At 73.3% G+C, this 19968-nt stretch carries 17 protein-coding genes and 1 pseudogene; 12 read left to right on the top strand and 6 right to left on the bottom strand.

All coding sequences use genetic code 11. The annotated features are described in order from the left end of the window. Positions 1–684, bottom strand: a 684-nt coding sequence (locus tag BGM09_RS34815; RefSeq protein WP_317453013.1) for an aminotransferase class I/II-fold pyridoxal phosphate-dependent enzyme, incomplete at its 3' end; no start/stop codon positions are given. A gap of 395 nt (positions 685–1079) precedes the next feature. On the opposite strand from BGM09_RS34815, the gene bioB reads away from it, so the two are divergent. The 3 genes from bioB (at position 1080) to bioD (ending at position 4585) form a co-directional block, all read left to right on the top strand. Then, the gene (bioB, locus tag BGM09_RS34810) at positions 1080–2321 is read left to right on the top strand and encodes a biotin synthase BioB (protein WP_188285749.1); all 1242 of its coding nucleotides are present in this window, start codon (positions 1080–1082) and stop codon (positions 2319–2321) included. Further along, positions 2314–3639, top strand: coding sequence for an adenosylmethionine--8-amino-7-oxononanoate transaminase (locus BGM09_RS34805; protein ID WP_188285748.1), 1326 nt, complete (start codon positions 2314–2316; stop codon positions 3637–3639). The genes bioB and BGM09_RS34805 overlap by 8 nt, the downstream gene beginning before the upstream one ends. A 214-nt stretch (positions 3640–3853) precedes the next feature. Continuing rightward, entirely contained in the window at positions 3854–4585 is a 732-nt protein-coding gene (gene bioD / locus BGM09_RS34800; protein WP_188285747.1) for a dethiobiotin synthase, read from the top strand. A gap of 13 nt (positions 4586–4598) precedes the next feature. Here bioD and BGM09_RS34795 read toward each other — a convergent pair whose 3' ends face one another. Both BGM09_RS34795 and BGM09_RS34790 read right to left on the bottom strand, forming a co-directional pair. Next, positions 4599–5003, bottom strand: coding sequence for a fic family toxin-antitoxin system, toxin component (locus BGM09_RS34795; protein ID WP_188285746.1), 405 nt, complete (start codon positions 5001–5003; stop codon positions 4599–4601). After that, complete coding sequence (locus tag BGM09_RS34790; protein WP_188285745.1) at positions 5000–5239, bottom strand: antitoxin; 240 nt, start codon at positions 5237–5239, stop codon at positions 5000–5002. The genes BGM09_RS34795 and BGM09_RS34790 overlap by 4 nt, the downstream gene beginning before the upstream one ends. Before the next feature lie 182 nt (positions 5240–5421). On the opposite strand from BGM09_RS34790, the gene BGM09_RS34785 reads away from it, so the two are divergent. From BGM09_RS34785 to BGM09_RS34755, 7 genes are all read left to right on the top strand, one after another. Continuing rightward, the gene (locus BGM09_RS34785; RefSeq protein WP_188285744.1) at positions 5422–5847 is read left to right on the top strand and encodes a GNAT family N-acetyltransferase; all 426 of its coding nucleotides are present in this window, start codon (positions 5422–5424) and stop codon (positions 5845–5847) included. Between the two features lie 91 nt (positions 5848–5938). After that, entirely contained in the window at positions 5939–7375 is a 1437-nt protein-coding gene (locus BGM09_RS34780) for a hemolysin family protein (RefSeq protein ID WP_188285743.1), read from the top strand. Continuing rightward, a complete protein-coding gene (locus BGM09_RS34775) occupies positions 7372–8388 on the top strand; it encodes a hemolysin family protein (protein ID WP_188285742.1) in 1017 nt (338 codons plus the stop codon). The genes BGM09_RS34780 and BGM09_RS34775 overlap by 4 nt, the downstream gene beginning before the upstream one ends. 194 nt (positions 8389–8582) lie before the next feature. Continuing rightward, positions 8583–9431 (top strand): SGNH/GDSL hydrolase family protein, encoded by an 849-nt coding sequence (locus BGM09_RS34770; RefSeq protein ID WP_411158406.1) that lies wholly within the window; start codon positions 8583–8585, stop codon positions 9429–9431. Positions 9432–9585: 154 nt separating this feature from the next. After that, positions 9586–11019, top strand: a complete 1434-nt coding sequence (gene purB, locus BGM09_RS34765; RefSeq protein ID WP_188285740.1) for an adenylosuccinate lyase — start codon at positions 9586–9588, stop codon at positions 11017–11019. A 97-nt stretch (positions 11020–11116) separates the two neighbouring features. After that, the gene (gene mug, locus BGM09_RS34760; protein ID WP_188285739.1) at positions 11117–11665 is read left to right on the top strand and encodes a G/U mismatch-specific DNA glycosylase; all 549 of its coding nucleotides are present in this window, start codon (positions 11117–11119) and stop codon (positions 11663–11665) included. Between the two features lie 190 nt (positions 11666–11855). Further along, positions 11856–13013: an ROK family protein gene (locus BGM09_RS34755; protein ID WP_188285738.1), complete on the top strand. Its 1158-nt coding sequence runs from the start codon at positions 11856–11858 to the stop codon at positions 13011–13013. Between the two features lie 108 nt (positions 13014–13121). On the opposite strand, the gene BGM09_RS34750 is transcribed toward BGM09_RS34755, so the two are convergent. Further along, the gene (locus tag BGM09_RS34750; protein ID WP_188285737.1) at positions 13122–13880 is read right to left on the bottom strand and encodes a GntR family transcriptional regulator; all 759 of its coding nucleotides are present in this window, start codon (positions 13878–13880) and stop codon (positions 13122–13124) included. Positions 13881–14271: 391 nt separating this feature from the next. Between BGM09_RS34750 and BGM09_RS34745 the strand changes: the two genes are divergently transcribed. Beyond that, positions 14272–15732, top strand: a complete 1461-nt coding sequence (locus tag BGM09_RS34745; protein WP_188285736.1) for an NCS2 family permease — start codon at positions 14272–14274, stop codon at positions 15730–15732. Positions 15733–15955: 223 nt separating this feature from the next. Here the strand turns inward: BGM09_RS34745 and BGM09_RS34740 are convergent, their stop codons facing one another. After that, a complete protein-coding gene (locus tag BGM09_RS34740) occupies positions 15956–16984 on the bottom strand; it encodes a DMT family transporter (protein ID WP_188285735.1) in 1029 nt (342 codons plus the stop codon). A 46-nt stretch (positions 16985–17030) separates the two neighbouring features. Between BGM09_RS34740 and BGM09_RS34735 the strand changes: the two genes are divergently transcribed. Then, entirely contained in the window at positions 17031–18551 is a 1521-nt protein-coding gene (locus BGM09_RS34735) for a PLP-dependent aminotransferase family protein (RefSeq protein WP_188285734.1), read from the top strand. A gap of 23 nt (positions 18552–18574) precedes the next feature. On the opposite strand, the pseudogene BGM09_RS34730 reads toward BGM09_RS34735, so the two are convergent. Then, positions 18575–19968 (bottom strand): annotated as a pseudogene (locus tag BGM09_RS34730) (tetratricopeptide repeat protein); the annotation flags it as partial.

Here is a 19968-nt window from a genome sequence, read left to right as displayed (position 1 = left end):
GCCCGCCACGGCGTCGACCGTCAAGAACGGCAGATCGGCCGCCAACACGACGACGATGTCCGGCGCGGGAGGCGCGGCAGCGCCGGGCATGGACAGGGCCAAGTGGGCCAACGCGGTCAGCCCGGCGGCGAGCGCGGGCAGCGGCGCCGCGTCGCCGTCCACCGAGAACACCGAGTCGCTGACGACGACGGAAGGCGCTCCGCCGGACCGGGACGCGTCGGCGCCCCGCCGGGCCCGCGCGCCGAGCGCCTTGCGTACGGCCTCGGGGTCGGCGTGCGGCACCACTTCGGTGGTGGCACGCGACAGGCGGCAGCCGTCGATCAGCGAGGCGTGGTTGGCGGCGTCGGATACCAGCAGGGTGTCGGGGCCGGTCAGCGCGGTGACGGCGGCGAGGTTGGCGGCATAGCCGGAGGCGAGGACCAGGGCCGCCTCGAAGCCGGTGAAGTCGGCGATCTCCGCTTCGAGTTCCGCGTGCAGCGCGGTGCTGCCGGTGACCAGCCGGGAGCCGGTGGCGCCCGCGCCCCAGCGCAGGCAGGCGTCGGCGCCCGCCTGGGTGACCTCGGGGTGCCGGGTCAGGCCGAGGTAGTCGTTCCCCGCGAGGTCGAGCAGTTCCCAGTCCGCCGGGCGGGGGCGCAGCTCCCGCCGGAGCCCGGCCTCGCGCCTGATCCGCGCCTGTTCCGCGATCCAGCCGAAGGGACCCGACGGGTCGGCGGTGTCGCTCCCGGCGGAGGCGTGCGGGTCGGCGGGGCGGGTGCTCTTCACGGGTGTCCCTGGGGTCGGCGGGTCAACGGATCGGGCGGATCAGCAGGTTTTCAGCTCGGCGGCTCGGCGGCTCAGCGGCTCAGCGACTCGGTGGCTCAGCGGCACTTCGGGTCATGGGTCAGCGGGTCAACGGGCAACGCCCACTGCTGCCGAAGCCGCGTCGGCCGCTTGCGCCGCGCGCCCCCTCACGCGGACGTCATCAGCAACGTACTGGCCCGCACACCTGCACAGGGTGTGGTGATGCACACACCAGTAGCCACCCGAGTTGTGCGGTCCGCCATTGGCCGCGGGCGCCGTCGTGCGCGAGGATCGCCCCTATGGATCTGCTGACCACTCTCGTGGACAAGGGGCTGCGGCGCGAGCTGCCCACCAGGGACGAGGCGCTTGCCGTCCTCGCGACCTCCGACGACGAACTGCTCGACGTGGTGGCCGCCGCGGGCACGGTGCGCCGCCAGTGGTTCGGACGCCGGGTCAAGCTGAACTACCTGGTCAACCTCAAGTCAGGGCTGTGCCCCGAGGACTGCTCGTACTGTTCGCAGCGGCTCGGTTCGAAGGCCGAGATCCTCAAGTACACCTGGCTCAAGCCCGACGAGGCCGCCGCGGCGGCGAGCGCCGGGGTGGCGGGCGGCGCCAAGCGGGTGTGCCTGGTGGCGAGCGGGCGCGGTCCCACCGACCGCGACGTGGACCGGGTCTCGGCGACCATCGCGGCCATCAAGGACCAGAACGAGGACGTCGAGGTGTGCGCCTGCCTCGGGCTGCTCTCCGGCGGCCAGGCCGACCGGCTGCGGACGGCGGGCGCCGACGCGTACAACCACAACCTCAACACCTCCGAGAACACCTACGGCGACATCACCACGACGCACACCTACGCCGACCGCGTGGACACCGTGCGGCAGGCGCAGGCCGCCGGGCTGTCCGCGTGCTCCGGGCTGATCGCGGGCATGGGTGAGAGCGACGCGGACCTGGTGGACGTGGTGTTCTCGCTGCGCGCGCTCGACCCGGACTCGGTGCCGGTGAACTTCCTGATCCCGTTCGAGGGCACGCCGCTGGCCAAGGAGTGGAATCTCACCCCGCAGCGCTGCCTGCGCATCCTGGCGATGACGCGGTTCGTCTGCCCGGACGTCGAGGTACGGCTCGCGGGCGGCCGTGAGGTGCACCTGCGCACGATGCAGCCGCTGGCCCTGCACCTGGTCAACTCGATCTTCCTGGGCGACTATCTGACCAGTGAGGGCCAGGCGGGCCAGGCCGACCTCGACATGATCGCCGACGCGGGCTTCGAGGTGGAGGGCGCGGGGACGTCCACGCTGCCCGCGCACCGCGCCGACGTCGCCGGGGCGGCGACCGGCTGCGGCTCCCAAGCCTCCGGCTCCGTGTGCGGCTCGCACGACGGCGGCTGCGGCCCCTGCGGCCACGACGAGGACGCGGCACCGGCCGCGAGCGCGGCGCCCGTACGGACCGAGACGGTGCGGACGGAACCGGTACGCGCCGAGGGCCCGCGCCCCGGTCTGGTGGCGGTACGGCGACGCGGCGTGGGGACGGACCTGCCGCCCAATGCCTGAGCCCTGCCCCTCGCCCGACGCGCCGCTCGACCCCGACACGCTGCTGGCGCTGGACCGGGAGCACGTCTGGCATCCGTACGGCCCGATGCCCGGCCGTCAGGAGCCGCTTGTCGTCGCGTCCGCGTCGGGCGTACGGCTGCGGCTCGCGGCGCCCGCCGAGGGCCGTACCGAACTGGTCGACGGCATGTCGTCGTGGTGGTCGGCGATCCACGGCTACCGGCACCCCGTACTGGACGACGCGGCGCACGCGCAGCTCGACCGGATGAGTCATGTGATGTTCGGCGGGCTCACGCACGAGCCCGCCGTACGTCTCGCGGCGAAGCTGGTGGAGATCACGCCGGAGCCGCTGCGGCATGTCTTCCTCGCCGACTCGGGTTCCGTATCGGTCGAGGTCGCGATCAAGATGTGCCTCCAGTACTGGCGTTCATTGGGCAGGCCGGGCAAGCAGCGGCTGCTGACCTGGCGCGGCGGCTACCACGGGGACACCTGGCAGCCGATGTCGGTGTGCGATCCGGACGGCGGCATGCACGAGCTGTGGTCGGGCGCGCTGCCCCGGCAGATCTTCGCCGACGCCCCGCCGCCCGGCTTCGACGCGGCGCCAGACGCCGTGTACACCGCGCATCTGCGGGAGTTGATCGGACGGCACGCCGACGAGCTGGCCGCCGTCATCGTCGAGCCGGTGGTGCAGGGCGCGGGCGGCATGTCCTTCCACTCCCCCGACTACCTGCGGGTGCTGCGGGAGGCGTGCGACGAGCACGACGTGCTGCTGGTCTTCGACGAGATCGCCACCGGCTTCGGCCGTACCGGCACGCTCTTCGCGGCCGGGCACGCGGGGGTCTGCCCCGATGTGATGTGCGTCGGCAAGGCGCTGACCGGCGGCTATCTCACGATGGCCGCGGCGCTGTGCACCAGCGAGGTCGCCGAGGGCATCTCGCGCGGTGAGGTGCCCGTACTGGCGCACGGCCCGACCTTCATGGGCAACCCGCTGGCCGCCGCCGTCGCCTGCGCCAGCGTCGACCTGCTGCTCGACCAGGACTGGGCGTTGGAGGTCAAGCGCATCGAATCCGGGCTGCGCGAGGGCCTGGCCGGGGTCGCCGCGCTGCCCGGTGTCCGCGATGTGCGGGTGCTCGGGGCGATCGGCGTCGTCCAGCTCGACCACCCGGTCGACATGGCGGCGGCCACCGCCGCCGCGGTGCGCGCCGGGGTGTGGCTGCGGCCCTTCCGCGATCTCGTCTACACGATGCCGCCCTATGTGACGGGTGACGACGACGTGGCGCGGATCTGCGCGGCGGTACGGGACGCGGCCGTCGCGGGCTGACCGGGCCACGTCCCGGGCGCACGCTTATACGACCTACCGCGCGCCCTACGGCATACGTCGTACGAGCTGACCGCGCTCGTCACCAATTGGGCGGAATGAGCGGTCCCGGCACGGGTACGAGGTGCGCCGGGACCGTACGCTCCGGGCACACGCGCGGCGCCCGGAGCGGCACGGCGACATGACATGGCACGGCAACGAGGAACGGAGCGACACCATGGCCATCGTGGTCATCACCGGAACGGGTACCGAGGTCGGCAAGACGGTGGCCACGGCCGCCGTGGCCGCCGCGTCGCTCGCGCAGGGGCTGAGCGTGGCCGTGCTCAAGCCCGCCCAGACGGGCGTGGCGGACGGCGAGCAGGGGGACGCCGCGGAGGTGGCCAGGCTCGCGGGTCCGGTGACGGCGGCCGAACTGGCCCGCTACCCGGAGCCGTTGGCGCCCGCGACCGCGGCCCGCCGCGCCGGGCTGCGGCCGGTGGGCCCGGAGGACATCGCGGAGGCGGCGGCCAAACTCTCCGCGGTGCACGACGTCGTGCTGGTCGAGGGCGCGGGCGGGCTGCTGGTCCGCTACGACGAGCAGGGCTCGACCCTCGCCGACGCGGCCGCGCTGCTGCGCGCTCGTGTGCTGCTGGTCGCCCCGGCCGGGCTCGGCACCCTCAACAGCACGGCGCTGACCGTCGAAGCGCTCAGCGCCCGCAAGGTCGACTGCATCGGTGTGATCATCGGAAGCTGGCGCGCCGAGCCGGAGCTGGCCGAGCGCTGCAACATCGCCGACCTTCCCGAGGCCGCGCAGGCGCCGCTGCTCGGCGCGCTGCCGGAAGCCGCAGGCGCCCTCTCCCCCGCCGCCTTCCGCACCGCCGCCCCCGACTGGCTGGCCCCGCAGCTCGGCGGCACCTGGGACGCGGCGGCCTTCGCGGAGGTCTTCGCCCCGGCGCCGTACAAGGCGTAGCCGCGCGGCGCCGCTACCCGCCCTGTCCGGCCGGGCCCGGCTCCGCCTCCGTCGTCCAGGTGCGCAGCTCGTCGGCTATCCGGTCCAGCGGCGCCGAGCCGTCCTTCACCAGCCGGGCCAGGTCGCGTACCTGTTCCGGCGTCATGGTCGGCTTGAGGCGGCTGGCGACGAGGTAGGCGTAGGCCACGGCGGAGGCGAACAGCGCGTTCGTCTCCTCCAGCGCCGGGACATGCACGAGCAACTGGAGCATGGCGGCGGCGCGGGTGTGGGTGTCGGTGTAGACGGGCGTGCCGAAGATCTCCGCGTCGTGCCTGCTGACGGCCGCGACGAGCGCGCCCCAGTCGGTCACCTGCGGGTCGCCCGGCGTGTAGTGCTCGGCGACCATCAGCAGCCATGCGAGGTCGATACGGAGGGTCAACGCGCGCCTTCACCCCGGGCGGCCGCCCGGGTGCCGAACTCCTCCGCGAAGACCTCTTCGTAACGCTTCATGAAGTCGGCGGCGGCCTCGACGAAGGTCTTGCCGTTCTCGCCCTCGTCCTGCTGGACGAGTTCCTCGATATAGCGGTTCACACTGATGCCGCGCTGCGACGCGCGCTGCCGGGCCGTCTCGGCCGTGGCTTCGTCCACCCGAACGTTCAACTGGGTCTTCGACATGCGTCCACGCTAGCGCCGTGGCGCTAGTAGCGGCAAGGGCGCCTTCCTCGGCGACGCCGGAAACCTCCCGCGCCGCCCCGGGGACGGTTCGGGGCCTTCGACCGTTGGCAGGGCATGAACGACATTCATCTCGCATGCCGGAATTCCCCACCCGGAAACCGGTGCGGTGATTGGCTGCGGTGATGAGCGATCTTCACCTTCGGACCGCCACCCCCTCCGACGCCCTGCCCGTCCTCGCCTTCTGGCGGCTCGCGGCCGAGGGCACCAGCATCAGCGACGACCGGGCGGGAGTGGAACGACTGATCGCCCGCGATCCCGGCGCCCTGCTCCTCGCCGAGCGGGACGGCGACCTCCTCGGTACGGTCGTCGCCGGTTTCGACGGCTGGCGCTGCCACCTCTACCGGCTCGCCGTCCACCCGGACGCCCGGCGTCAGGGCGTCGCCACCGCACTCCTCGACGCCGCCGAACGCCGCTTCGCCGCACTCGGCGGCAGGCGCGGCGACGCGATGGTGCTTGAACGCAACGAGCGGGCGCAGCACGCCTGGAGCGCGGCCGGATACACCCGCGAGTCCCACTGGCGCCGGTGGACCAAACCCCTCACCTCATGAAGGTTCACCGAGCGAGGACCTGGCGGGCCCCGGACCGCCGATACCGAGCGGTCGGCCCGGTCGTGGCCGATCATGGGACCGAGGTGACCGGATGACTGAAACACTTCTGCTGCTGGTGGCCGTACTGCTCACCCTCGCCTGCGGCGTCTTCGTCGCGGCCGAATTCTCCCTGACCACGATCGAGCGCGGTGAGCTGGAGCGCGCGGAGCGGGACGGCGAGCGCGGCGCCGCGGCGGCGCTGGCGGCCGTCCGTACGCTGACCGTGCAGCTCTCCGGCGCGCAGCTCGGCATCACCGTGACGGGGCTGGTCATCGGCATGCTCGCCAAGAGCTCGATCGCGGAGCTGCTGCGCGGGCCGCTGCGGGCCGCGGGACTGCCGGACTCGGCGTCGTCCTCCGTCGCCCTGGTGCTGGGCACCGCCCTGTCCACGGTGGCGCTGATGGTGATCGGCGAGCTGGTGCCGAAGAACTGGGCGATCTCCACTCCGCTGCCGGTCGCCAAGGCCGTGGCGGCGCCGCAGCGCGCCTTTACCGCCGCCTTCCACCCGCTGATCCACCACCTCAACAACACGGCGAACCGGGTGCTGCGCGCGATGGGCCTCGAACCCGCGGAGGAGCTGGCCTCGGCGCGCGGGCCGCAGGAGCTGGCCGCGCTGGCCCGGCACTCGGCCAAGGAGGGTGTGCTGGAGGCGGACACCGCCGAGCTGTTCGTCCGTACCCTCAACCTCGCCGAGCTCACCGCGGAGAACGTGATGACGCCGCGCGTCCAGGTCACCGCGCTCGAGGCGCACGCCACCGCCGAGGACGTGGCGAACGCGACCCGCGCGACCGGCCTGTCCCGCTTCCCCGTCTACCGCGGCAGCCTGGACTCGGTGATCGGCACCGCCCACATCAAGGACGTCCTCGCGGTCTCCGCCGACCGGCGCCTGCGCGTGCCGGTCACCGAACTGCTGCGCGAACCGCTGCTGGTCCCGGAGACGCTGACCGTGGACCGGCTGCTCGACCGGCTGGGCGGACGGCGCTCGATGGCCGTGGTGATCGACGAGTACGGGGGCACGGCGGGCGTGGTGACCATGGAGGACATCGTGGAGGAGGTCGTTGGCGAGGTGCGCGACGAGCACGACCCGCACGAGCTTCCCGACCTGCTCTTCCTGCGGGAGGCGCCGGACGGGCGGCGGATCTACGACGCGGACGGCGCGACCCGTACCGAGGACCAGTTGGAGCGGATCGGGCTGCACGCCCCCGACGGGCCGTACGAGACACTGGCCGGTCTCGTGGCCCAGCGCCTCGGCCGTATCCCGGCCCGCGGTGACGCCTTCGAACTGGACGGCTGGCGAATCGAGGTCACCGACGCGAGCGGGCACCGGGCGTCACGGGCCCGGCTGATCTCCCCCGCGCGGGAGGCGGCTCAGGCCCCCGTCGCCGCGGACAGGGCGCCGGACAGGACGCCGGACAGGACGGCGGGCAGCACGGAGGACAACACGGTGGACAACACCGCGGGCACGGCCGAGCGGGGACGTGACCGATGACCGTCGTCCAGTTGCTCATCGGCGCGCTCACCCTCGTGGTGAACGCGTTCTTCGTCGGTGCCGAATTCGCCCTGATCTCGGTACGCCGCGGCCAGGTGGAAACCCTCGCCGAGGGCGGCGACCGCCGCGCCCGCAGCGTGGTGTGGGGGCTGGAGCACCTCTCGCCGCTGCTGGCCGCGGCGCAGCTCGGCATCACCGTGTGCACGCTGGTGCTCGGTATCGTCGCCGAGCCCGCCATCGCGCACCTGCTGGAGCCGGTGTTCCACGCCGTGCACGTGCCGGAGGGCGCGATCCACGTCATCGCGTTCGTGATCGCGCTGGCCGTGGCCACGTATCTGCACATGCTGTTCGGCGAGATGGTGCCGAAGAACATCGCGCTGGCCGACCCGGTGCGGTCCGCGCTGGTCCTCGGGCCGCCGCTGGTCGGGCTGACCAGGGCGCTGCGGCCGGCGATCTTCGCGATCAACGCGTTCGCCAACACGCTGCTGCGGCTGCTGCGGGTGGAGCCGCGCTCCGAGGTGGCGGCCGTCTTCTCCGACGACGAGCTGTCCCGGATGGTGGTGGACGCGGGAGCGGCGGGGCTGCTCGACGAGCGCGCCGCCGAGCGGCTGCGGGACGCCCTGGAGCTGGGCAGGCGGCCGATCGGCGAGATCGTGGTGCCGCCCGAGCGGGTGGTACGGGCGCCGCTGGGCATCACGCCCGAGGGCCTGGAGTCGCTCGCCGCCGACTCCGGTTACTCCCGTTTCCCGGTCGCCGACCCCGACGGCCGGGTCCTGGGCTACCTGCACGTCAAGGACGCCCTGGACGCCGATCCGCGGGACGCGCCCTTCCGGCGCACCGCCCTGCGGCACATCACCCGTGTCGGCGCCGCCACCCCGCTGGACGACGTCCTCACCGCGATGCGGGCGGGCAGCGCCCACCTGGCGGCGGTCGTGGACGACGCGGGGCGCGGCATCGGGCTGGTGACGATGGAGGACGTGCTCAAGGAGCTGGTCGGTCCGGGACGCCCCTGACCGGCACGGCGGCCGGTACGGGTCCTGACCTCGTCGCCGGTGCGCCTGAGCGGTCGCATAGGATCTACGGCGCCATGCAGAATGACGCGCACACAGACGCACACACAGACGCGGAGACGGGCGCGGAGGCGGGCGCGCGGACGCCGGCCGCGTACAGCAGCTTCGTCGCGGTCGGCGACTCCTTCACCGAGGGCATGTCCGACCTGCTGCCCGACGGGTCCTACCGGGGCTGGGCGGACCTGCTCGCCGCCCGCCTCGCCGCCGCTTCTTCCCTCACGGCGACCGGGGACGGGACCACGACCGGGACCACGACCGGGACCGCGACAGGGACCGCGACAGGGACCGGGACCGGAGTCGGGACCGGTCAGCGGCCGGGGCCGGGGGACGGTCCGGGCTTCCGCTACGCGAATCTCGCCGTGCGCGGCAAGCTGATCCGGCAGATCTCCGAGGACCAGGTCGACGTGGCCGCCGCGATGGGCGCCGACCTGGTCACCCTGGTCGGCGGTCTCAACGACGTGCTGCGGCCCAAGTGCGACGTGGACGAGGTCTGCGCGGTCCTGGAGAGCTGTGTCGAGCGGCTCGCGCCGGCCTGCGGGCAGCTCGTCCTGATGCGCAGCCCCGCCCGGCGCGGGCCGGTCGCCGCCCGCTTCCTGCCGCGTATGGAGCAGCTCTTCGCCTTCCTCGACGACCTCGCGGCCCGCCACGGCGCCCTGGTCGTCGACCTCTACGGCGCCGAGGTCCTGGGCGACCAGCGCATGTGGGCCGACGACCGGCTGCACCTCACGGCGGACGGCCACCGGCGCGTCGCCGAGGCCGTCTGGCAGACCCTCGGCCGTACCGCGGAATCCGACTGGACGCTCGGTCTCCCCCCGGCGGTCCGCCCCGGCTGGACCGCCCGCCGCACGGCCGACGTGCGCTTCACCCGCCGGCACCTCGTCCCGTGGATCGGCCGCCGCCTCACCGGCCGCTCCTCCGGCGACGGCCGTCCCGCCAAGCGCCCGGACCTGCTGCCGTACCCGGCCGGTCCGTCGTACGACGACTGATCCGGCGTACGCCGGGGGTCGCTCGTCAGCCCGGCGGCGCAGGGGCACCCCGCGCGGGCGGGGATCACGGCCCCTCCCCGGACCGCTGACCAGGGCTCCGGCGCGTGTGACCGGCGGAATCCGGCCGCCTGGATACCCGGTAAACTCTCCGCACGTGACTGCTAAGCCGCGCATCCCCAATGTCCTTGCCGGCCGCTACGCCTCGGCGGAGTTGGCCACCTTGTGGTCTCCCGAGCAGAAGGTGGTGCTGGAGCGCAGGCTGTGGCTGGCCGTACTGCGGGCGCAGAAGGACCTGGGGATCGAGGTGCCGGAGCAGGCCATCGCGGATTACGAGCGGGTGGCCGAGCAGGTCGACCTCGGCTCGATCGCGGAGCGCGAGAAGGTCACCCGGCACGATGTGAAGGCGCGGATCGAGGAGTTCAACGCGCTGGCCGGGCACGAGCAGGTCCACAAGGGCATGACGTCACGGGACCTGACGGAGAATGTGGAGCAGCTTCAGATCCGGCTGTCGCTCGAGCACGTCAGGGACCGTACGGTCGCGGTGCTCGCGCGGCTGGGGCAGCTCGCGGGTGAGTACGCGGAGCTGGTGATGGCGGGCCGCTCGCACAATGTGGCGGCGCAGGCGACGACGTTGGGCAAGCGCTTCGCGACGACCGCGGACGAGCTGTTGGTGGCCTTCGAGCGGGTCGAGGACCTGATCGGCCGCTATCCGCTGCGCGGCATCAAGGGTCCGGTCGGCACCGCGCAGGACATGCTGGACCTGCTGGGCGGCGACAGCGCGAAGCTGGCGGATCTGGAGCGGCGGATCGCCGACCACCTCGGCTTCTCGCGGGCCTTCACCTCGGTCGGCCAGGTGTACCCGCGCTCGCTGGACTACGACGCGGTGACGGCTTTGGTGCAGCTCGCCGCCGGTCCTTCGTCACTGGCCAAGACGATCCGGCTGATGGCCGGACACGAGCTGGTCACCGAGGGCTTCAAGCCGGGCCAGGTGGGCTCGTCGGCGATGCCGCACAAGATGAACACCCGCTCCTGCGAGCGCGTCAACGGCCTGATGGTGATCCTGCGCGGCTACGCGTCGATGACGGGCGAGCTGGCGGGCGACCAGTGGAACGAGGGCGATGTGTCGTGCTCGGTGGTGCGCCGGGTCGCGCTGCCCGACGCCTTCTTCGCCTTCGACGGGCTGCTGGAGACGTTCCTGACGGTGCTGGACGAGTTCGGCGCCTTCCCGGCCGTCGTCGCGCGCGAACTGGACCGCTACCTGCCGTTCCTGGCCACCACGAAGGTGCTGATGGGCGCGGTGCGCGCGGGCGTCGGCCGCGAGGTCGCGCACGAGGCGATCAAGGAGAACGCGGTGGCGTCCGCGCTGGCCATGCGCGAGCAGGGCACCGAGCGCAACGAACTGCTCGACCGCCTCGCCGCCGACGCGCGCATCCCGCTGGACCGGGCGGGTCTCGACGCGCTGATGGCCGACCGGCTGTCGTTCACGGGCGCGGCGGCCGGACAGGTCGCCGAGGTCGTCCGGCGGATCGAGGACGTCACCAAGGCGCACCCGCAGGCCGCCGCGTACCGCCCCGGCGCGATCCTCTGACCGCCGGGACGACCACCGGGACGACCACCCGTACGACCCGTACGACCAGAACGACCAGGACGAGCAGCACAACCAGCACGAGCAGGCGACGGCCCGTATGACTCCGGAACAGCTCACGGCGGCCCGCGACCGCACCCTGGACGATGTCATCGGGGGCGGTCTGCGGGTGCTGTTCTGCGGGATCAATCCGGGGCTGATGTCCGCGCATCTCGGGCAGCACTTCGCCCGGCCGGGCAACCGCTTCTGGCCCGCGCTGCACGCCTCCGGTTTCACCCCGCGCCGCTACGCCCCGGCCGAGCAGGAGGACATGCTCGCGCTCGGCCTCGGGATCACGAACGTGGCCGGGCGGGCGACCGCTCGGGCCGACGAGCTGACGGCGCGGGAGCTGGTCGAGGGCGGGAGACTGCTGACGGCGAAGGTCGAAAAGTACCGGCCCGGCTGGCTCGCCGTGCTGGGCGTCACCGCCTACCGGGTGGCCTTCGCGGACAAGCACGCCCAGGTCGGCCCGCAGGAGCGGACGATCGGCGCGACCCGGATCTGGGCGCTGCCGAGCCCCAGCGGACTCAACGCGCACTGGTCGCCGGCCGCTCTCGCGGAGGAGTTCGCCCGGCTGCGCGTCGCCGCGGAACACGAGCCGAGGCCGTAGCCTCCCGCCCTTCCGCTTGGCGTCGGCCGGCGCTCCGACCGGTCCGGCGCGCCGTCCCCGTAGGACATTTGGCGTCCCGTCAGCGCTTACGGGACGCCACGCGTCTTCGCTGGTACGGGCGACCACTCGCCGCGACGGCCCGCGCCCGGTACGATCCGCCACACACAGGTACAGGCTGGGAGGACATACGTTGGGGCGGCTCACCGGCGGGGACCCATCCCTGCTCCGGCGGATCAATTCCGCGGTCGTCCTCCATGCGCTGCGCGGGGCGCAGGCCCCGACACTGACCGAGCTGGTGCACAGCACGGGACTGTCGCGGCCCACCGTCGAGGGCGTCATCGAGGGCCTGGCCGAGTCGGACCTGGTGGTCGAGGTGGCCCCCGAGGGCGCCGACGCGCGCAAGCAGGGCCGTCCCGCCCGCCGGTTCCGTTTCCACGCCGAGGCCGGGCATCTGCTGGGCATCGAGATCGGCGCGCACCAGGTGCGGGTGGTGCTGTCGGACCTCAGCGGCCAGGTGCTGGGCTCGCACGGCCGCGAGGTCGACGAGGCCGCGTCCGCCGACGACCGGCTGGAGCGGGTCCGCGGCACGGTCGCCGAGCTGCTGCGCAAGGCCGGGGTGGCCCGCAGCACCCTGTGGGCGGTCGGCGTGGGCAGCCCCGGCATCGTGGAGGCGCACGGCGAGGTCCGGCTGAGCACGGCGCTGCCCGGCTGGACGGGGCTGCCGCTGGGCGAGCGGTTGCAGCGTTCCTTCCGCTGTCCGGTGCTGGTGGAGAACGACGCGAATGTCGCGGCGGTCGCCGAGCACTGGAAGGGTGTCGCGGTCGACACCGACGACGTGGTCTTCGTCCTGGCCGGGCTGAGCCCCGGCGCGGGTTCGCTGATCGGCGGGCGGCTGCACCGCGGCTTCGGCGGCGCGGCGGGCGAGATCGGCGCCCTGCACCTGCTGGGCCGCGAGGTCACGCCCGAGTACCTGCTGTCGACCACCGGCACCCCGCTGCACCCGCTGGACGAACCGGCGGTCGCACGGGTCTTCGCGCTGGCGAAGAAGGGCGATGTGCAGGCCAAGGACGCCGTCGAGCGCTTCCTGCGCCGCCTGGTGCACGACGTCGCCGCGCTGGTGCTGGCGATCGATCCGGAGCTGGTGGTCGTCGGCGGCTGGGCGGCGGGCCTTGACGGGGTCCTGGAACCGCTCCGTTCCGAGCTGGCGCGCTACTGCCTGCGGCCCCCGAAGGTGACGCTGTCCGCGCTCGGACAGGAGGCCATCGCGACCGGCGCCCTGCGGCTGGCCCTGGACCATGTCGAGGAGCAGCTCTTCGCGGTGGAGCAGACGTCACTGGCGCGGCACTGACGTATCAGTACCGCGCCGTGGTGACGTCGGGTCGGCGTACGGCCACCGGGCTCGCCGCCTCCGGTCGTCCCGACCGGCGGGGGCTCGCCGCCGAGGCACTCGCCCGGTTCAGGAAGCCTGGCGGCTGTCGTCCTGGTGGTGGGTGACCTCCAGGGCACCCGAGTCGCCGAAGGTCAGTCGGCACGTGTCGGCGCGGTACGTGGCCACCGACGCGGCGGCGACCCGGCCCTCGGAGAAGTAGCGGGTGGTGACGACCAGGACGGGCGCGCCGGGGAGCCGGTCGAGCTGCTTGGCGTCCTGAGCGCTGGCCGAGCCCAGCTCGACGGAGCGGTCCTCGCCCTCCAGCTCCAGCGTGTGCAGCTCGCGCAGTACGGCGGGGCCGTGGTTCGCGGGCGTGAGCATCGTCGACAGCTCGGGCACCGAGGCCGGGGGCACGTACAGCAGCTCGGTCGCGACGTGCTGGCCGCGCATCACGCGCTCGCGGCGGATGGTGTGCACGGCCTCGCCGCCGGTGCCGAGGAGCGCGGCGACCGGGCCGGGCGCGGCGGCCTCGACGCAGCCCACGGTGTTCCAGGAGTCACGGCCGGAGCCGGGCCACGCCTCGGCGACCGGTCCCACGGCCACGCCCATCCGCGGCGGTGCCACGGTGGTGCCGACCCCCCTGCGCCGCTGGAGGCGCCCTTCGAGTTCCAACTGTTCGAGCGCCTGCCGGAGCGTCGCGCGCGCGACACCGAAGCGGGCGGCCAGGTCCCGCTCGTTCGGCAGGATCTCACCGACCTCGAACTCCGAGTCGAGGGCGTCGTTCAGCACGGTCTTCAGGTGCCAGTACTTCGGCTCCTGCACCGATTCGAGCTGCGTGGTCCCCACCCTGTCCTCGCAATCACCGGGTCCGCGACGGGCTCTGGCTTGTCGGCCACGCCCTCGGCTTGTTCAGCCTTGTTTCCGAACCACTATTTATTAAAGGTCCTTGCACTACTACGTCTCGACGATAGAGCCGCCTCGTGAACTTGGTCAAGACCAATCCTCGAACGCGACGGCCTGCTACGGGGCTGCCGCGCGAGACGTTCACGAGTTGTTGACGGTGTGCTGAGACGGCGTTCGTGATGTCCGTGGGAAACGACGCGGGTGTTGACCTGAGCATGACTGAAACCCGACGGTGATACGGGGTAACGCCACGGAAACCCGCCGGGGCGGACCGGGGAGCACAATCCGTGTGCCCCGCCCTCGTTCCACCGTGTGTTGAATCCAGAGGAGCAGCATGTCAGGACCCGTCGTGGACGCGGAGAAGCCGTCGTCCGCACCACCACCCGCGGCCAGTCCGCTGGACCGCTACTTCCGGATATCGGAGCGCGGATCGACGCCCGGCCGGGAGATACGCGGCGGTCTCGCCACCTTCTTCACCATGGCGTACATCCTCGTGCTCAACCCGATCATCCTGGGCAGCGCCACGGACAAGTTCGGGCACCACCTCTCGGTCGCCCAACTCACCACCGCCACCGCGCTGGTGGCGGCCGTGATGACCGCGATCATGGGCGTCGGCGGCAACCTCCCGCTCGCCGTCGCGGCCGGTCTCGGCCTGAACGCCGTGGTGGCCTTCCAGCTCGCGCCCAAGATGAGCTGGCCCGACGCGATGGGCCTGGTCGTCCTGGAGGGTCTGCTGATCTGCGTGCTCGTCGCGACCGGCCTGCGCGAGGCGATCATGAACGCGATCCCGCAGCCGATCAAACAGGCGATCAGCGTGGGCATCGGCCTGTTCATCGCCTTCATCGGCTTCGTGGACGCCGGATTCGCCAGCCGGATCCCCGACGCGGCGAAGACGACGGTCCCGGTGCAGCTCGGCGCGACCGGAACGCTCACCGGCTGGCCGGTGCTGGTCTTCTGCCTCGGTGTGCTGCTGACGGTCGCGCTGGTCGCGCGGCGGATCAAGGGCGCGATCCTGATCAGCATCGTGGTCATGACGATCGTGGCGATCGTCGTCAACAAGATCGCCGACCTGCCGGACTCGGCGTGGGGCCTGACCGTGCCCAAGGTGCCGCACCATGTGACGTCCACGCCCGACTTCGGGCTGATCGGTCACTTCAGCCTCTTCGGCGGCTTCCGCGAGGCGGGCGTCGTCACGGCCGCGCTCTTCGTCTTCACCCTCGTGCTGTCGGACTTCTTCGACGCGATGGGCACGATCGTCGGCATCTCCAACGAGGCCGGTCTGCTGGACGAGCAGGGCCGGGTGCCGAACATCGGCCGCGTGCTGTTCATCGACGGCGCCGCCGCCGTCGCGGGCGGCGCGGCCTCCGCCTCCTCCAACACCGCCTACGTGGAATCCGCCGCGGGTGTCGGCGAGGGCGCCCGTACGGGTCTGGCGAGCGTCGTCACCGGTGCGCTGTTCGTGGTGGCGCTCTTCCTGACCCCGCTCGCGGGCGTCGTGCCGTCCCAGGCCGCCGCCCCCGCCCTGGTCGCGGTCGGCTTCCTGCTCATGGCGCAGGTCCGCACCATCGACTGGACGCAGTACGACATCGGCATCCCGGCCTTCCTCACCATCGCCGTGATGCCCTTCACCTACAGCATCACCAACGGGATCGGCGCGGGCTTCCTGTCCTTCGTCGTGATCAAGATCGTGCTGGGCAAAGCGCGCGAGGTGCATCCGCTGGTGTGGGGTGTGTCGGTGTGCTTCCTCGCGTACTTCGCGATCGATCCGCTCCAGCAGGTGCTCGGCGCCAAGTAAGCACTCACGTAGGTCTTATGTCGCACCGTACGGTCCTTCGGGGCCGCCGAAGGACCGTACGGGAGGCGCCGGGAGCGGCGGCACCGGGCGGACGACGCCCCGACCGGGACGGGGGCGCCCGGTCGGGGCTGCTGGCCGGACCGGTGTCGCGCACCGGCCCGTACTGTCACAACTCGCCCACTCCATCGGGAGTTCCCGGCCGCGCGGAATTTTGCCATGCAGGCTAAGGGGCGTCCGCCGCCGCCGCGGTCCGCCGATCGCGGTCGGGGACGTGCTCGGGAAGCGGATTCGCGGGAAGCGCGTTCGCGGGCAGGGGGTTCGCGGGAAGGGGGTTCCCGAGAGGCCGGTTCGCGTAAGGCCCCTTCGCGCGAGACCGTCGGCGCGACCGCAGCGCTCCCGAGCCGACGGCGACACCGACCGCGACCAGGACGCCGCCCGCGAGTTGGCCCGCCCCGAAGGTGCCGACCGCCACCAAGGGCGCGGTCACCGCGGCGGACACCGGGATCAGCCCGGAGAAGAGGGTGGCGCGCTCGGTGCCGATCCGCTGCACGGCCGCGTACCAGCACAGGAATCCGATCACGGTGGCCACCAGCGACTGCCAGCCGAGTGCCAGCGCCTCGGATCCGGTGGGCACGCGCACCGCCGCCCGGCCCTCGGTCACCAGCCCCAGCGTCCCCGCCTCCACGGCGGCCAGCGCGCACACGCACGCCGACAGCAGCGGCGGACCCAACGGCTTCACCAACGGCGCCGCCAGCAGGGCGAATCCGCACTCGCCCAACAGTGCCATCACCGACCAGAACAGCCCCACGCCGTCCGTGCCGCCCCAGCCCTGCACCACGAAGGCACCGGACGCCACGAGCACGGCCCCCGCCGCGACCGTCCGCGTCGGCCGCCGCCCCGCCCCGAGCGGTACGAGCACCGCGACCACGACCGGGGCGCACCCGACCAGCACGCCCGGCACCGCCGGTTCCGCGGTGCGCTCGGCCGCGAGGATCGCGAGGTTGAAACCGACCATGCCGATCGCCGCCACACCCGCCGCCAGCGCCCACTGCCGTACGGTCAGCGCCCGCAGCCTCCGCCCGGCGCCTTTGCGCGCGGGCCACAGGAGCAGCAGACAGGCCGAGCCGTAACGCAGTGCCTGGCCGCCCGCGTGCGGATAGTCCACGAGCGCGCCGCCCGCGGTGAAGGACGCGCCGACGAGGACACAGGCGGCAGTGGCGAAGAGGAAGCCGGCGCGTGGGGATGAGTTCATGCGACGACGGTATGGAGACAAGCGGTCCGGCTTAAGGTCCATTCCCATGGGAGTTAAGAGGACCAATTCGGATGCTGGTGCTGGTGCTGGTGACGGTGCCGATGCCGGTGCGGTGGTGGAGGGGGCGGGCGGCGTGCCGCGCGGCGCTCCGCCCGAGGGGTGGACCGCCGCGTGGGAGCTGTTGCTGCCCTCCGCGGGGACATCGCCGCGGGGTCGGGGGCGGGCGCTCCAGGCGGCGCTGCGGGACGCCGTGCGCTCGGGACGGCTCTCGCCCGGCACGCAACTGCCCGCCAGCCGTGAACTGGCCGCCGACCTCGGCGTGTCGCGGGGCCTGGTCACCGACGCGTACGCGCAGCTCACGGCCGAGGGGTATCTGAGCGGGCGGCAGGGCTCGGGCACGTGGGTGACGGGCGCGGGCGCCGCACCCGTACCGGCCGCGACGGCGATGCCCGCCGTGGACGACCGGGGCGGTCCCACGGATTTCAGGCCGGGTCTGCCGGACCTCTCCCTGTTCCCGAGGGCCGCGTGGTCGGCGGCCCACCGGCGGGTGATCGCCCGGCTCCCGCACCGCGCCTTCGGCTACCCGGATCCCCGCGGCCTGCCCGAACTGCGCGAGGCGCTGGCGGAGTTGCTGGCCAGGCGGCGCGGGGTGGCCGCGGAGCCCGACCAGGTGATGGTCTGCTCGGGCGTGGCCCAGGCGCACACGCTGCTCGGCTTCGTGCTGCACGGGCGCGGTGAGCGCGCGACGGCCGTCGAGGACCCGGGCAGCCCCGAGCAGAGCGGACTGCTCGGGGCGACGGGGCTGACGGCGGTGCCGGTGCCCGTCGACGAGGAGGGGCTGTCGGTGACGGCGCTGGCCGCCGCCGGAGTACGGTCCGCCATCGTCACGCCCTGCCACCAGTTCCCGACCGGGGTCGCGTACTCGGCACGGCGACGCGCCCGACTCACCGACTGGGCCCGTACGGTCGACGGCCTCGTCATCGAGGACGACTACGACGGCGACTTCCGCTACGACCGCGCGCCGGTCGGCGCCCTCCAGGGCCTCGCCCCCGGCCATGTCGTCTACACCGGTTCGGTGAGCAAGACCCTCGCCCCGGGGCTGCGGCTCGGCTGGCTCGTCGCGCCGCCGGACATCATCGCCGACGCCGCCGCGCGCAAGCGCACGATGGACCTCGGCAACCCGGTCACCGAGCAGGCCGTCCTGGCCGATTTCCTCACCGCCGGGCACTACGACCGCCACCTCCGCCGCTGCCAACGCCTCTACCGCCGCCGCCGCGACACCCTCACCACCGCCCTCGCCGCCCACTTCCCCGGCGCCACCACCAGCGGCATCGCCGCCGGCCTGCACGCCATCGTCACCCTCCCGCCGCGCTACGGCCCCCCGTCCCGCCTGCTGGCCGCCGCGACCACCGCCGGAATCACCCTCCGCCCCCTGTCCGACTACGAGCACGCGCCGACGCAGGGGCCCGGCGTCCGTCTCGTCATCGGCTACGCCCACCTGTCCCCGGAGTCGATCACCCGGGCGGTCGAGCTGCTGGCCAGGGCGGAGTCGGCCGCGCCGCGCTGAGAGGAGCGGCCCGGAGCCCGGCCTCAGCTCTCGTCGTCCGCGCGGTCGGCGCTGGTGTAGTCGAGGACCGAGGCGGCCTCGGCGCGGCGGGCGTCGGCCGTGGGGCCCTGGGCGTCGGCGTACTCGGCGGTGACGGTACGGGCGCGGGTGGCGGCGGCGGTGGGCCGGGCGAGGTCGGCTTCCAGCCAGGCGGCCATGAGGGTGGCGGCGGTGCGGTCGTCGCGGGCGGCGGCGCCGAGCGGTGTGAGGGTGGCGACGGCGAGGTCGGCCAGTGCCAGGGCCTCCTCGTAGACGGCGTCCATGTCCCCCGGACCGTCGTCGGAGTCGGCGGTCCCGCCCGCCGCGCGTATGACGATCTCGGCGGTCTGACGGTAGGTGTCGGCGAGGTCCACGCGCAGGTGGGTCGCGGCCGTCCCGTCGTCGGAGCCGACGGCTTCGAGCGCCTGTTCCACGGTGTCGACGGCGGCGGTCATGAGGGAGCGGGCGGCGGCGATGCCGCCGCGGCCCTCGCGCACTTCGATCCAGGCGCGGGCGCGCAGGGTACGGATCAGGGCGTGGGGGTCGCCCACAGCGCGCCAGAGGTCCTCGGCGCGGGCGTAGGCGCGTACGGCCTCGTCGTCCAGACCCGCGCGGCCGAGCGCTTCGGCGGCGAGATTGGCGAGCATGGCGTGGTCGCAGGGGTCGTCCCAGCCCTCGGCGACCCGGGCCGCGCGCAGGAACTGCTCGGCGGCCTCGCGGGCCTCACCGAGGTCGAGTTGGCACTCGGCGAGCCACCAGCGGGCCTGGACGATCTGGGCCTCGTCGCCGCCGCGTTCCAGGTCGGGCAGGACGGACTCCAGGACGCAGGCACCCTCCTCGGCGCGGCCGAGCCGTCGCAGCACGCCGCCGAACAGCAGCCGGGCGGTGGCCCCCATGTCGTCGCCGTGACCGGCCTCGTCGGCCCAGGTCGCGGCCTCCAGCGCCTGGGCCGCGGCCTGTTCGTCGTCGCCGAGCACGGCGCGGGCCTGGGCGATGAGCAGGTGCAGACGGGCGCGGTGCGGCGGTTCGAGTACGTCGGCGCCGTGGTCGAGCGCGGCGCGCGCGCAATCGGCCGCGGTCTCGGGGTCGCCGCCGCGCAGCGTCAGGTCGGCGAGGGCCGCCTCGGGCTCGGCCGCGTACCAGGGCTGTTCCGCCGCGTGGTGCAACTCGGCTCCTCGGGTGAGGAGTTGAATGGCCTGTTCACTGTCGCCGCGGCCCACGGCGAGCCGTCCGAGCATGACGGTGGCGTCCGCGAGGCGTCCGGTCATCCCCGGTTCGGCCCGGTGCCGGTCGCTGAACTCCGCCACGTCGGCCGCCTGTTGGGCGGCGTCCGCGAGCGCGGCCCGCTGGTCCTCGTCGCCGCCGCCTGCCGCGGCGGCCAGCAGGACGCGGCGGCGCA

This window comes from Streptomyces sp. CBMA29 (genome assembly GCF_014596445.1).
Classification (GTDB): Bacteria; Actinomycetota; Actinomycetes; order Streptomycetales; family Streptomycetaceae; genus Actinacidiphila.
The sequence above is the reverse complement of the archived record's forward strand: the minus strand, read 5'-3'. Positions and strand labels throughout refer to the sequence as shown.